Annotated in this window: 11 protein-coding genes and 1 pseudogene; 6 read left to right on the top strand and 6 right to left on the bottom strand. The window is 61.5% G+C overall.

Translation table 11 applies throughout. The features are described from left to right. Positions 1–167: 167 nt before the first annotated feature. Both C5L10_RS00135 and C5L10_RS00130 read right to left on the bottom strand, forming a co-directional pair. Positions 168–2,117 (bottom strand): adenylate/guanylate cyclase domain-containing protein, encoded by a 1,950-nt coding sequence (locus C5L10_RS00135; protein ID WP_105428005.1) that lies wholly within the window; start codon positions 2,115–2,117, stop codon positions 168–170. Continuing rightward, the gene (locus tag C5L10_RS00130; protein ID WP_105428004.1) at positions 2,117–5,776 is read right to left on the bottom strand and encodes a FecR domain-containing protein; all 3,660 of its coding nucleotides are present in this window, start codon (positions 5,774–5,776) and stop codon (positions 2,117–2,119) included. The genes C5L10_RS00135 and C5L10_RS00130 overlap by 1 nt, the downstream gene beginning before the upstream one ends. A 113-nt stretch (positions 5,777–5,889) precedes the next feature. On the opposite strand from C5L10_RS00130, the gene C5L10_RS00125 reads away from it, so the two are divergent. Continuing rightward, complete coding sequence (locus C5L10_RS00125; RefSeq protein ID WP_105428003.1) at positions 5,890–6,432, top strand: Pycsar system effector family protein; 543 nt, start codon at positions 5,890–5,892, stop codon at positions 6,430–6,432. A 145-nt stretch (positions 6,433–6,577) separates the two neighbouring features. Here the strand turns inward: C5L10_RS00125 and C5L10_RS00120 are convergent, their stop codons facing one another. Further along, positions 6,578–7,474 (bottom strand): helix-turn-helix domain-containing protein, encoded by an 897-nt coding sequence (locus C5L10_RS00120; protein ID WP_105428002.1) that lies wholly within the window; start codon positions 7,472–7,474, stop codon positions 6,578–6,580. Between the two features lie 116 nt (positions 7,475–7,590). Between C5L10_RS00120 and pobA the strand changes: the two genes are divergently transcribed. Then, positions 7,591–8,763, top strand: a complete 1,173-nt coding sequence (gene pobA, locus C5L10_RS00115) for a 4-hydroxybenzoate 3-monooxygenase (protein ID WP_105428001.1) — start codon at positions 7,591–7,593, stop codon at positions 8,761–8,763. Positions 8,764–8,821: 58 nt separating this feature from the next. Here pobA and C5L10_RS00110 read toward each other — a convergent pair whose 3' ends face one another. Then, positions 8,822–9,070 (bottom strand): WGR domain-containing protein, encoded by a 249-nt coding sequence (locus C5L10_RS00110; protein WP_105428000.1) that lies wholly within the window; start codon positions 9,068–9,070, stop codon positions 8,822–8,824. 85 nt (positions 9,071–9,155) lie between these two features. Further along, on the bottom strand, positions 9,156–9,911 hold the full coding sequence (locus tag C5L10_RS00105; RefSeq protein ID WP_105427999.1) for an IclR family transcriptional regulator: 756 nt from the start codon (positions 9,909–9,911) through the stop codon (positions 9,156–9,158). A 207-nt stretch (positions 9,912–10,118) separates the two neighbouring features. Between C5L10_RS00105 and C5L10_RS00100 the strand changes: the two genes are divergently transcribed. From C5L10_RS00100 to pcaF, 3 genes are read left to right on the top strand one after another with little or no spacing between them, the layout of a single operon-like run. Beyond that, positions 10,119–10,841: a 3-oxoacid CoA-transferase subunit A gene (locus C5L10_RS00100; RefSeq protein ID WP_105427998.1), complete on the top strand. Its 723-nt coding sequence runs from the start codon at positions 10,119–10,121 to the stop codon at positions 10,839–10,841. Beyond that, positions 10,838–11,527, top strand: coding sequence for a CoA transferase subunit B (locus C5L10_RS00095; RefSeq protein ID WP_105427997.1), 690 nt, complete (start codon positions 10,838–10,840; stop codon positions 11,525–11,527). Before C5L10_RS00100 ends, C5L10_RS00095 begins: the two co-directional genes overlap by 4 nt. A gap of 11 nt (positions 11,528–11,538) precedes the next feature. Beyond that, positions 11,539–12,744 (top strand): 3-oxoadipyl-CoA thiolase, encoded by a 1,206-nt coding sequence (pcaF, locus tag C5L10_RS00090; RefSeq protein WP_105427996.1) that lies wholly within the window; start codon positions 11,539–11,541, stop codon positions 12,742–12,744. A 329-nt stretch (positions 12,745–13,073) separates the two neighbouring features. Here pcaF and C5L10_RS34850 read toward each other — a convergent pair. Beyond that, positions 13,074–13,352: pseudogene (locus C5L10_RS34850) on the bottom strand (hypothetical protein); the annotation flags it as partial. Here C5L10_RS34850 and C5L10_RS33440 point away from each other — a divergent pair. Continuing rightward, entirely contained in the window at positions 13,287–13,943 is a 657-nt protein-coding gene (locus C5L10_RS33440) for a hypothetical protein (RefSeq protein WP_172716843.1), read from the top strand. The pseudogene C5L10_RS34850 and the gene C5L10_RS33440 overlap by 66 nt on opposite strands. Positions 13,944–13,998: the final 55 nt, after the last annotated feature.

Below are 13,998 nucleotides of genomic sequence, written 5' to 3'. Positions count from 1 at the left end.
TTGCAGGAACCGGAAATCGATGCACGGAAGGGTGAGATATTTTCTACAAAAGAAATAGACTATTTAATTTAAGAATGCGCCGGATATTGAAATATCGTCCCAACATGTCGATCGTCGACATGAGAACCGACGACCTTGATGCGGCAGCCCGATCTCTTGCTCTGAGGCTACAGCGCCTGTCGATGGTACGCCGAAAGCGCCGGCACATCACGCACGAGCCTCCGAGCCAGAGCCCGCTGGAGAGCGATATCACCGCGGTAGCGCGCCTGAAGAAATTGCTCATGGACCTCGCGCGCCGTGTCGGGACTTTCCCGAAGCGCCGTGGCGACGGGAACCGCTTCCGTCTTGCCCTTGACCCTAATGCGGTCGAGTTCGAAGACGGCGACCGTATCGCCCACGGCCTGCGCGGTCCGTTCACCCAGCAGCAGCGGCACCCCGTAAGCCTTTGACGCGCCTTCAAGTCTCGCGGCCAGATTGACGGCGTCCCCGAGTGCGGAATAGTCGAAACGGCTCGTCGAGCCCATGTTGCCGACCACGCATTCGCCGGTATTGATGCCGATCCCGATCGCCAGCGGATAAAAAGTCCGCCCCGTTGCTTCCGCTTCGGCCCTCAGGCCGTCGTTCAGCGCCTGCATCGAGTCGAGCATATCAAGCGCGGCTGATACCGCATGGACCGCGTGCGACGGGTCGTCGAGGGGCGCATTCCAGAAGGCCATCAGGCAGTCGCCGATATATTTGTCGATCGTGCCGCCATGTGAAAGCACGATGTCCGACAGCGGTGTCAGCAGCCGGTTGATCAACATCGTCAATTGTTGGGGATCATCCTTGAGCTGTTCGGCGATGGTGGTGAAGCCCCGCACATCGCAGAACAGGATCGAAAGCTCGCGTGTCTCGCCGCCGAGCTTCAGTCTGGATGGATCGCGGGCGAGTTGATCGACCAGTGCGGGCGCCAGATATTGCGAGAAAGCCCGCGTGATCTGCCGGCGGGTCTTCCGCTCCTGGGCGTAATCGAGCGTCGCCTGCGCCGCGGCCATGCCGGCAAAGGCGAGCGACGACGCCATAGGGGACACGAAGAGGCGACCGAAGCGCAAGCTGACATAGCTGCCGACGAACAGCACGACAATCGCCACCGCGCCGAGTGCCACCGTGCGCCAGCCGGTATCCTTCCAGACAAGAACGGAGGCCGCCACGACTGCGGCCAGCAGCAGCAGTTGTTTCATCGGGCCACTGGCTTCGGTGATGGACCTCCTGAGCCGCAGGTTGTCGAAAATGGTCGCCTGGATCTCGGCGCCGGCCGTCAGCTTGCCATTGTGAACCGTATAGGAGGTCGGAAAGGCGTCGGCCCCGCCGTTGTCGATCGACGGCGCATTTTGCAGGCTCAACCCGACAATGACGATCCGGTCCTTGAAAATCCCCGGCGGCAGGAAGTTTTCGGGATCGAGGGCCTGGTAGTAGGACACCGTCGGATAGGTGCGGGGACCGCCAAACACTTGGATGAGGCTTCCCGGCTCAGGCAAATCCGCCTCCATGCCCACAGCTGTCGCGACCATTGCGGCAAAGCCGTCGCTATAGTCGGGCATCTCGCGCAGCACGCCATCGCGGTGCAGGCCGACCGAGGCGATGCCTGTCGGCGCCTGCCTGTCGGAAAACATCTGCAGTGGCATGACCCGGATGAACTGGTCGGCCTGGTCCGAGGTCACCAGCGTCTCGTCGCCCGCCAGCACCACGTCCGGCCCAAGTGCTTCGGCAAGCGCTTCGTCCTCGGACGGTGCCGACGGTTCGGAAAAGATGATGTCGAGGGCGATCACTTTGGCGCCCGCTGCGCGAAGCTGGGTGATCAATTTCGCATGCAGGCTGCGCGGCCACGGCCACTGCATGTTGATCTCCGCCAGCGACGGCTCATCGATCGCCACGATGATCGGTCCGTCCTCGGCAAGCGGCTCCGCCCAGACGGTCGAGAGATAATCGAAAGTCCGGTAGTCAATCAGCGGCCAGCCGGGCAGGCGGGCGATGAGTGCCGCGGCCCCGAAGAACAATGCGGCGAGAACGGAGACCTGAACGCCGCGCGACGAGAAGACCCGCGAAATCGAAGAGGAGAAGCCGCGCCGATCGGCCATCAGAACCGAACTTTGACCGTGCCCCTGAAGGACCGGCCCCAGCCGGCGATCGGGTTGCCGAAATCGTCTTGATCCAGGATGAAATCTTCATCGAGAAGATTAAAGGCGCCCAGTTCAAGCTCGAGCCGTTTATCAAGGGGCTCCCAGGTCAGACTGGCATCCATCGTCCAGTACTCGTCCAATTCCCTGCCGGTGGAGTCATCGCGTTTCCCCACATAATTGGCGGCAAGCGTAGCTTTGATATTGGCCTCATTGACCCATGTAAGAGCCACCTGTCCTCCCCATTCCGGCACGAAAGGCAAGGAGCCGCCAAATGTAGCGGATGCGGGGTCCCGGTCCTCAGAGTCGGTGTATGCAACCGTTGACGATAATCCGAAGCCATCGCCTAGCAGAACATTGGCCGTCAAGCTGGCTCGATCAATACGCCCTTCGCCGGTTGCGAAAGGAATGGCGGACAGCGGCCGGCTGATACGCAGATCATCAATATCTTGATGCTGAAACTCAAACGCGGTTAGGAAATCACGACTCCACTCCGCATCCCACCGCAATGCTGCGGTATCCGTATAGCCTTCAGTCGCAATCGAAATTTGGTTTGGCTGGAGGCCGACCACCCCGACGGGAGACAAGGTCGGCGTCGATAGGTCAAAGCTGCTTCGAATGAACCCTGCGCGCAGCCACTGGCCTTCGGCAGGAGACCACGCAACTCCAATCCGGGGTTCCAGGCGCTGAACATCTGAACCTCCATCCACTACGGAACCGAACAGTGCATATTCTGCCTTGAGGTCGGATGTGATCTCGTGAAGGAGATCGACGTAAGCGCGGCCCACCATGCTGGTGTCTGACGCTGAGGTGGGCGGGGGGGTGAAAAGATCGTCGCTAGAACTCGATGAATCTACCCACCCACCTTCGATACCATACCGCCACGTCAAGTCACCGTCGCCGATCATGTGGCTTACAGCGGCGATATAACTCTCCTGTCGGAACCTATCCGTTTGATCGACGAAGGGAACACTGCCCCCGGCCAAAACAACTTCCTGATATAGATGGCTGCGGGACGAAACGCCGCTAAACATAAGTGCGGCGTTCACAACGTTTCGGTACCCGACGCTGTGGCTCCAGCCGACACCGGCGGTCGTGGCGCGGCTTGTCACATTCAAGTCAGATGCAACGGGGAAAATACCGAGCCTCCCGAGATCGAATGCGTAGTCCTGGGCAAATCCGTTCTCGCCCGAGTTGAAATAGAAAACCATCCGGTCAAAAGCAGTGGGGCTTACGGTTACATACCCATTTCCGCTGATCGGCTTGTTCTCCGTATCGAGATCCGTCAGTGCCCCGATATCACGGCTGTCCGGCACCCTCTGCCACTGCAGGTTCCCATAGAAGCTGATCGGGAATGGCAGGTTGGTGTATCCTTGGAGCTCTCCCTCCCCAATATAATCGAGTTCGCCGCCGGCGGTATTGATGCCGCCGCCGATCGAGCCCTCGAAGAACGGACGCCTGATGATGTTGGCAGAGCGCGATCGGCCGGAAATGATTTGTGGCTCGAGCATCAGGCCCTGCAGGAAGGACGAGAAAGCCTGCCCGTTTGGCGCGTTGGTGATGACGTCGTCGCCGTAGAAGTAATTGTTGACGAACGGGTTGGCGCTGCCGCGGATGCTCTGGTCGATATAGGCGGTGCCGGCGAAGGGATCGAAGGCCGCGTCGCTGTAATATTCGCCCCAGGCATTCATGCCTTGCAGCCGGAACGCGTCGTTCAGCGTCGACCCCGCCTGCTGGTTGGCGCCGAGCGAGCTGAAATCGCCGCCGCGGGCCTTGGAGCGCCGCAGATATTCCTGCGCGTTGCGAATGGCGCCTTCCGAGTCGTAATTATCGATCGCGACCGCCGTGCGCAGGGCGGAAATCACCGGATCATTGTCATCGAGCCGCTCGGCATTTTCCGTCGCCTGCTCGGCCGGTACCCGGTCGCCCTTTTCATAATTCGCAGCCGCCAGCAGCAGCTGCGCCTGCGAATATCCGGGATTGGCAACGCTTGCTGCGAGCAGATCGTCGACCGCCTTGTCCAGCTCGCCCGTCTGCAGATAATATCGACCGCGCGCGACAAGCGCCGTGTCGAAGCCAGGATCGATGGCGAGCGCGATGTCGATTTCCCGCTTGGCATCCTCGACGCGACCGATATCGAGATAAAAGAGTGCCAGGTTGGAATGACTGAGCGGATCCTGAGGATCAAGCTCTATCGACTTCTTGAACGCGGCTTCGGCCTCGCGATTGGCGCTCCGCGCCGCCTGGATGTTGCCGATCGCGTTCCAGGTCGTCGAGCCCCCGGGCGCGACCTTGATGGCCGCTTCGAGATCGGTGAGCGCGCCCTGGTAATCACCCTTGAAGCCGGCCCGGAAATGCGAGCGCGCCTCGAGCGCCGTCGGTTCGGCGGGATCAATCGAGAGGGACCGGTTGAGCGCCTCTTCCGCCTGGGCGCGATCGTTCAGCAGGATGGCAAGCCAGCCGCGATATGCCGGCAGTTCCGGATCGTCAGGATACTGGCGTTCCGCCTCCTGGAGAACCTTTATGGCCGCGCCCAGATCCTGCAGGAAGCCGAGCGCATAGGCGCGCAAAAATGCGCCGTCCGATCCCCCCACCTGTGGCGGCAGTGCCTCGGTCCGGTTGGGATCGGCAAGCGCGCGGGCATAGTAGCCGCCGTAGAGTGCGATACCTCGTCGTTTCGGGTCGAGACCGCGCTGCGCCTTCTCGAATAGTTTGGCGGCCTGCGCGTAGCGGGTCTCGCTTGCGGCCAGGACCGCCTCGATCAGCGTCACGCGGGCCTGCTGCGCGGCGGAAAGCGGCCGGCCCTTGAGATTTGCAAGCGTCTGTCGCGCCCGCTGCCGGCCTTCGAGCGAAAGCTGGGCTTCGGCAAGCGTGAGCCAATCCTCCGCGCCACGGCGCTCGGGGGGAATGGCCGCGATACGATCAGCATTGCGGCGCATCTCGGCGACGGGCTGTGCAGACGGCGGCATCCGTTCGAATGCCTCACGCGGCGGCAGGAAGAACAGCATCTGTTCGCGGTCGTCGGAATCGACAATGACGATCTTGCGCGGCGCCTGGCCGATCGAGGCGACGGCTCCTTCGCCCTGCCGCACTTCGACGCTGCCCTGGGGATTGCTCAGCTGTACGACGCCCTCGAGAACGTTGAGCGAGGTTTGGTCGCCCTTGACCGTCATCGTCCAATCGGTGCCGCGGATCGCCGCTGCCGCCGCCGGCGTCTCAACCCGTACGCCAGGCCCGCCGCGTTCCGCGCGTGCCCAGATGGTACCGGACTGAAGCTCCAGCACAGTGTCAGCACTGGTGCTGGCGGTGATCTGCTTGACGACGAGCGAGGAGTTGCGGCCGAGCCGGACCTGCGTCCGGTCGGAAAACAGGATCGCCAGCTGACCGGTCGCATTGGTGCGTAGCACGTCACCGCTAAGAAGGTCCTGCTTCAGGTCGACGAACTGCCAGCTGGACACGTCGATAAAGCGGACTTCCTCGCCTACCTTACGGGCAATGACTGCGCCGGCAGCCGGCCCTGACCGTTGGACGGGCTCCGCCGCTGCCGGGGACATCAGCCCGCCAGCAAGTATAGGCAGCGCGACTGCTGCAACATAAAACCGATTGAACGCCCCCGACATATCTCACAACTGCTTAGAAACACGGCAGGTGTCAAGATGACCTTTAGCAATGCCATTGCTTTTCGGCTGGACTGTATTAACAGGGAAACAGTTCCGAACGAGGGAAAAACAAGTTGAGCGACTTCGAAAGCGCACCGACCGAGATGCTCGAAATGCCGATGGCGTCAGGCGAGATCACCGAGGAATACTTCAACCATGTTCGGAAGATCAACGACGTATTCTACGATCAGATCAAGATATCGGACCAGAAGGCCGCCTATATCTTTACCTTCATGCTCGCCTTTTTGATCTCGTCGAGCGAGGGGCGAGGGGTATTCACCTCGGCGCGTTATACCGATGGTACGTGGGCCGCGGTGGTTGTCTCGGCTTTGCTCGCCGTCGCTTCGGTGTCGTCTATTCTTTCGGCCATCCTGGTCGTGCTGCCGCGGCGCGTGGAGAAGTCCACCTCGCTTTTTTGGGGGACATGGCCGCAGCACAGAGCAATATTCGAGCACGCGGCGCAGCGCAGCGATGTTGGTTATCTCTTCAAGGAATACCTGGACAATGCCGATGTGCTGTCCCTGATCGCCCGGCAGAAATACCGCTGCGTTTCCTATGCCTTCCGCGGGCTGATGTTCACGGTAGTTGCATACGTCCTGCTTCTTCTGGTGACCTGACGTGGGGCAAGGTGTGACTCGATAGGCTGCGTGGTGTTTCCGGTTGTAAAGGCAGAGTAATCGGCGCAGCCGGCGCTCCGGCGACATTGCGGGGATGGATGAACTGCAGCTCAACGTTGGCACCGAAGAGACCGGGTCGTCGCTCTTAGAAAGATTCCTTGTCCAGCGACTGGATTTCTCGCAGGCGCCAGGCACGCGGCGTTTTCCCCGTCTGCTTCATGAAGAAGCGCGAGAAATAGGCAGGATCGGCAAAGCCGAGGCGATGGCCGACCTCCTGCACGGAGGCGAGCGAGAAGACGAGCTCACGCTTGGACTCTTCGATCAGCTTGGCGGTGAGCAGGTCGTGCGCCGTGCAGCCCGCCATCGACCGGACAATGCGGTTGAGATGCGTCAGCGAGATGCCAAGTTCGCCCGCATAAAAGGATATCGGCTTGTGCGAGCGGAAATGCTGCTGAATCAGGCTGTTGAGCATGTCCATACGGCGCTCGCCTTCGTTCGCGGGGAGCTGGTTGAGGTTGTCGGCGTGGGAGATGCGCGCGGTCAGCCGCACGGCGAGCTTTACATAGGAATCCAGCAGCTCGTTGCGTCCGTTGTTGCGGTGATCAAATTCCTCGCCAATTCGTTTCAGCGTTTGCACCACGTAGGTGGCGTCGGCGTTCAGCGGGTCGAGCGGGGTGAGGTGCGGTGTCGCAAGCCATTCGCCGAAGCGGCTGCGCTCCCCCGGCTGGTGGCCGAGATGGGAGCTCAGGATAGTGATGACCAGGCCCTCGATGTCGCGGGAGAACCGAAAGCCGTGACTGAGGCCGGCAGGGACGGCGACTATCGACGGCGGTCGGATGGGATGCGTTTCGCTGCCGAAGGTCGCGTCGCCGGACCCCGCTTCGATGTACAGGATCTGAAAGAATGCCTCATGCCGATGAAGGCGGATTTCCCATTGGTGGCGGCTGCTTCTCGACCTGATGGTTTCGCAATGCAGCCAAAAATCATGCCGTTTGCCCGGATCCTCTCCGTATAGCTGGTAGATCGGTATGTGCCTGTTCATCGGGTATCTCCGGCCACGATGTTCGATTTGTCCAATTTTGTGGCTCGAATGTCCATTGCCGCCGATGGCGAACCCGAGCACAATTTGCCAAAACGAAATCACTCGGGAGGAGATGCATGAGAACGCAGGTCGCCATTATCGGCTCTGGGCCGTCGGGCCTCTTGCTTGGCCAGCTTCTGACGGGAGCCGGTATCGACAACATCATCCTTGATCGTGTCGGCAAGGATTACATCCTCGGCCGGGTCCGCGCCGGCGTGCTGGAGCAAGGCACGGTCGGGCTGATCGACCAGGCCGGGGCCGGAGCGCGGCTGCACGCCGAAGGCCTGCCCCACACGGGGTTCTCGCTCGCCTTCGACGGCCGCGACCACCGGATCGATCTTCATGGGCTGACCGGTGGCAAGCGCGTCATGGTCTATGGCCAGACGGAAGTGACCCGCGACCTGATGGAACGTCGCGAGGCAAGCGGAGCCCGGACGATCTACGAAGGCGCCAATGTCACGCCCCATGATTTTGACACCGGCTCCCCCTTCGTCACCTACGAAAAAGACGGCAGCACCCATCGCATCGACTGCGATTTCATAGCCGGCTGCGACGGTTTTCACGGAACGAGCCGCAACGCCGTGCCGAAAAGCGCAATCCGTGTTTTCGAAAAGATCTACCCGTTCGGCTGGCTCGGTATCCTGGCGGAGGTGGCGCCCGTCAGCGATGAGCTGATCTATGCAAACCATCCACGGGGTTTCGCGCTTTGTTCGATGCGATCGGCGACCCGCAGCCGCTACTATATCCAATGCGCCCTCGATGAGAAGATCGAGGACTGGAGCGATGACCGGTTCTGGGACGAACTTCGCCGCCGCCTGCCTGCGCATCATGCGGAAGCGCTGATCACCGCTCCGTCTTTCGAGAAGTCAATCGCACCGTTGCGCTCGTTCGTTGCCGAGCCGATGCGGTTCGGCAGCATGTTCCTCGTCGGCGATGCAGCCCATATCGTGCCGCCGACGGGAGCCAAGGGGTTGAATCTCGCTGCAAGCGACGTGCATTACCTCTTCACCGGGCTGCGGGAGCATTATCGGGACCGTTCCGACGCCGGCGTCGATGCCTATTCCGAAAGGGCCCTTGCGCGCGTATGGAAAGCGGTGCGCTTTTCCTGGTGGATGACGACGGTGATGCATCGTTTTCCCGACACGGGCGAATTCGACCAGAGGATCCAGGAAGCCGAGCTGGACTATCTGACCCATTCGCGGGCAGCGTCGACGGCGCTTGCGGAAAACTATGTAGGTCTGCCCCTCTGACGCGGCATCAATCGGCCACGGATCGGCAATGCTAGAACCGCGGCTGCCCGAAATTCTGTCAGCCGATCTCCGCTTTCTGCTGATAACCCCGCTTCACCTTGCTGCGGACAAGTGCCAAATACCGTCGCTCCGCTTCCTGCCGGGAGCCGAACAGATCGATGCGAAAAGGCCCCTTGGTGCCGATGCGGCCCCAGTTGCGGGTGAGTGCTGCGCCGTCGAAAAGATCGGGCTCGACGGTGAGCACGTAGAAGCGGGCCATGTTTCGGGCGGGGTCGCGGCGGGTGAGGAGAAGCGGTTCATTGGTCATGCCCGCAGAATCGCAAGTCCGGAATCTGCCGTCCAACGACATGATCGAATCGATCCGGCCTCATCGATTCACGGCGCTGATGGGTTCAGCGCAGCAGGGATCTCAGGAGCCTTGCGATACCCTTCAGCGGTTCCAGATAACGCTTGGCCATTTCAACCGCAGGAACGCTTGCCGCCGGTGCGCCGATATTGATCGCGGCGACGACCCGGCCGCGGTCGTTTTCCAGCGGCACCGCGATCGAGCAGAGGCCGAGCTCCAGTTCCTGGTCGATGACCGCGAAACCCTGTTCGCGAACGCGGGCGAGCTCCTCCATCAGGCGGACAGGATCGGTGAGGGTGCGAGGGGTGAAGGGTTTCAGGTTGCTCTGTTTCAGGAGCGCCAGGCTCTCGCTGTCGGGCATGGCCGCCAGCAGGACGCGGCCCATCGAGGCGCAATAGGCGGGGAGGCGGCTGCCGGGCATCAGGTTGATCGACATTACCCGCTTTTGCGAAGCGCGGGCGATATAGACGACCTCGGGGCCGTCGAGCACGCTTGCTGATGCGCTCTGGTGAACCTCCTCGGCGAGCTTGTCGAGAAAAGGCTGGACGATATGGGGCAGGGGGGTGGCGGAGAGATAGGCATGTCCAAGCCGCAAAATCTTCGGCGTCAGCACGAAGAATTTTCCGTCATAATCGGCATAACCGAGTTCGGCCAAGGTCAGCAGGCAGCGGCGAGCCGTGGCCCGGTCAAGCCCGGTCGCCTTTGCCACGTCCGCGATCGCCAACCGCGGCGTCGTTTCGCCAAAAGCCTCGATCACTTTCAGGCCTCGCGCGAAGCCGCCGACGAAATCCGTTTCCTGCATGGTTTTCCGTGCGCCCGCCCGTCGTCGATGCAATGTGAAGCCGCGAGAATGTACATGCTCCGCATCGCCAGTTCGCACAATATGTGCGATATATGAACAAAGGTCAATTATCGCACATATTTCTTGCTGTCCCTGCCGTGCTGAAGTATCTGTTTCTCGGAGGCACGGCGGGCACGTTCGCCGGGTATAGCGAAGGAGATATCCCGCATGGACAAGACAATCGGGAGCACGGCGGAAGCCGTCTCCGAGATCGGTGATGGCGCGACCATCATGATCGGTGGTTTTGGCGGATCTGGCGCGCCGATCGAATTGATCCACGCTCTGATCGATAAGGGTATCAAGGACTTAACCGTCATCAACAACAACGCCGGCAACGGTCGCATCGGCATTGCGGCGATGATCGACGCCGGCATGGTCAGAAAAATGATCTGCTCGTTTCCAAAATCGTCGGATCCGCGCGCCTTTACCGACCGCTATCTGGCGGGCCAGATCGAGCTCGAACTCGTGCCGCAGGGCACGCTTGCCGAGCGCATCCGCGCCGGGGGAGCCGGCATCCCGGCCTTCTATACGCCGACCGCCTACGGCACCGAACTTGCCAACGGCAAGGTGATCGCCGAGTTCGACGGCCGCCATTATGTCCAGGAGCGCTGGCTGAAGGCGGATTTCGCCATCGTCAAGGCGCAGCTCGGCGATCCATTGGGCAACCTCACCTACAACAAGGCCGGTCGCAACTTCAACCCGCTGATGTGCATGGCCGCCGCCAAGACGATCGTGCAGGTGTCGAAGATCGTGCCGCCCAGCGGCATCGATCCCGAGCACGTCGTGACGCCCGGCATCTTCATCGATCGCGTCGTCGAGGTCGCCAACCCGCAGCAGGAAGAAGAGCTCATCCGAGCCGGAGTGGCCTACGCCCCAGGAGCCCAGGCATGACCATCGATACGCGCGAAGACATCAAGCTTTCCAACGCCCAGATCGCCTGGCGGGCCGCCCAGGACATAAAGGACGGCGCCTATGTGAACCTCGGCATCGGTTTTCCGGAAATGGTCGCCCGCTACCAGCCGCCCGGCCGCGAGGCGATCTTCCACACCGAAAATGGCATCCTCAACTTCGGCGAAGCGCCTGCCGAAGGCGAGGAGGATTGGGACCTGATCAACGCCGGCAAGAAGGCCGTTACGCTGAAGCCGGGCGCTGCCTTCTTCCACCATGCCGACAGCTTTGCCATGGTGCGCGGCGGCCATCTCGACGTCGCCATATTGGGCGCGCTCCAGGTGGCCCAGAACGGCGACCTCGCCAACTGGCGGGTCGGCTCCAAGGGCGTGCCGGCCGTTGGCGGCGCCATGGACCTCGTGCACGGCGCCAAGCAGGTCTGCGTCATCACCGAACACGTCACCAAGAACGGCGACCCGAAATTAGTTGAAGCTTGCACCTTTCCGCTGACCGGTGTCGCCTGTATCACTCGGGTCTATACGAGCCATGCCGTCATCGACATCGTCGAGAAGAATTTCGTCCTGCGCGAAAAGCTCGCCGGTATGACAGTCGAGGAACTGCAGGCCATGACCGGCGCCCGGCTCCATATCGATGGACCGGTCGCCGATCTCGTCGTGCCGAAACTGTGAGAGAGAAGACCATGACCGAAGCCTATATCTGCGATTATATCCGCACTCCGATCGGCCGTTTCGGCGGTTCGCTCTCCGCAGTTCGCGCCGACGACCTCGGCGCCATCCCCCTGAAAGCGTTGATGGAACGCAACGCGTCCGTCGATTGGGAAGCGGTTGCCGACGTCATCTACGGCTGCGCCAACCAGGCCGGCGAAGACAACCGCAACGTCGCCCGCATGTCGGCGCTGCTTGCCGGCCTGCCGGTCAGCGTTGGTGGTACCACCATGAACCGCCTCTGCGGTTCGGGCATGGATGCGGTCATCACCGCCGCCCGCGCCATCAAGGCCGGCGAAGCCGAACTGATGATCGCCGGCGGCGTCGAAAGCATGTCCAGAGCGCCCTTCGTGATGCCGAAGGCCGATACCGCGTTCTCGCGCAATGCCGAGATCTACGACACCACGATCGGCTGGCGTTTCGTCAACCCGCTGATGAAGAAGCAGTATGGCGTCGATTCCATGCCGGAGACCGGCGACAACGTGGCGATCGACTACAAGGTATCCCGTGAGGACCAGGATGCGTTTGCGGTCCGCAGCCAGGCAAAGGCCTCGGCGGCTCAGGAGAACGGCCGCCTCGCCAAGGAAATCACCTCGGTGACCATCGCGCAGCGGAAGGGCGATCCGGTGGTCGTTTCGAAAGACGAGCATCCCCGCGTGACCAACATGGAAGCGCTCGCCAAACTCAGGGTGCTGAACAAGATCGAGGGCGCGACGGTGACTGCCGGCAACGCGTCGGGCGTCAACGACGGTGCGGCAGCCCTGATCATCGCTTCGGAAGCGGCGGCGAAGAAGTACGGATTGACGCCGATCGCCCGTATCATGGGCGGTGCCACAGCCGGCGTCCCGCCACGCATCATGGGCATCGGCCCAGCCCCCGCCACCCAGAAGCTTTGCGCCCGTCTCGGCATCTCGCCGAAGGATTTCGACGTGATCGAACTCAACGAAGCCTTTGCAAGCCAAGGCATCGCCGTCCTGCGTGAACTCGGCCTCCAGGAAGACGCCGAACATATCAACCCGAACGGCGGCGCGATCGCGCTCGGCCACCCGCTCGGCATGTCCGGCGCCCGCATTTGCGGCACGGCAGCGCTCGAACTGTCGCTCCGCAAGGGCAGATACGCGCTCGCCACGATGTGCATCGGGGTGGGGCAGGGGATTGCGGTGGCTCTGGAACGCGTGTGATCCAAAGCTACTCTCTGCCCTGAACGGGGAGGGAGTTCCCCGTTTTCCCGAAACCTGGTCGAAGGCAGGTTTGACGTCGGTGGCCGTCCCAGAACTAGTTCACCTGCACGCCGCGCTGCTTCAACGTTTCCAAAACTCCGCGTGCAGCCGGCGGGCGCCCCGGAAAAACGGCCCGCTTGTCTAAGCGACGGCAGATCGAGCAATGCCTCGAGGTTTTCGGACGGAACGTTGATGCTGACCCGTTCGAGTTTCGTAAGAGGCGCCAGATCGCGAATATCAACCGTCTCGATCATCGAGATCACGGAGATGAATTTCAGGTTGCGGCAGAAGCGGATACCTGACAGGTCCTTGATATCGAACGCATTTTCCTCTCCGCCCCAGAAATACCAGACATAGGGGTAGATCACAGCGCCTCCGTCGAATTCGATCCATTCGACGGAAGCCAGGAGTTCGTCGGTCAAAGGATAGCGGGAGAGATAATCCAGCGCTTCCGGAATGCGCTCATAGCCCTCCTTTTCCAGGTCGACCGGGCGGCCCAGCACATGGCTCGCAAGCTCTTCCGGCGAGCCGAGATCAATCGCCTTGGCACGCAAAAGGGCGGAGAGCACTGCCAGCTTCAGGTTCACATCCGAGAAAGGCGCACCGGGATCGCCGCTTGCGATCGGGTAGGGCGGCGCGGTCGGCTCCAAATATTCGGCATCGGGATTGGAAATGTTGATCTCGTAGACCGTGTCATAGGTGATGCGGGCGGCAAGCTCGCCTTCCGGCAATTGCTTCCTGCCGAAACGGGTGGCGCGCCGTACCTTGCTTTCCTCGCCGATCCGCATATCCGGCACAGTGGCGCGAAGATCGGCAAGCGAAATACCCATGGGAACGCCGGCAATCGTATGCTCGAAGCGGGAGTTGAAATTAACGCTGCCGATCAGTCGCTTGCGATCGATCCGCACGATGACGCCATACGTATTTTCGAGAATGTCGATCAGGCCGCCCTTATGCGGCGCCGGGGCCCGCCAAGCCGAACCCATCGCCTTCTCGACGGCCGACATCGGCATTCCGGGTCGCAGCGCCGCAAGCGCTGTGACATCAACCGGTCCACTCGATGCCGCCATGCTTCGACCTCCCGCTGTCGCCCACAGGGTCAACGCAGCCCCGCCGATCAGAAATCCCCGCTTCCGCATGATCCCCGTCTCTACCCATGAACCTCTAGCCGCTCTCGCGGCAAAAGGGATATGCTGCGGCGCGGCTGAATTTCAA

It is taken from the genome of Neorhizobium sp. T6_25 (assembly GCF_002968555.1).
Lineage (GTDB): Bacteria > Pseudomonadota > Alphaproteobacteria > Rhizobiales > Rhizobiaceae > Neorhizobium.
The sequence above is the reverse complement of the archived record's forward strand: the minus strand, read 5'-3'. Positions and strand labels throughout refer to the sequence as shown.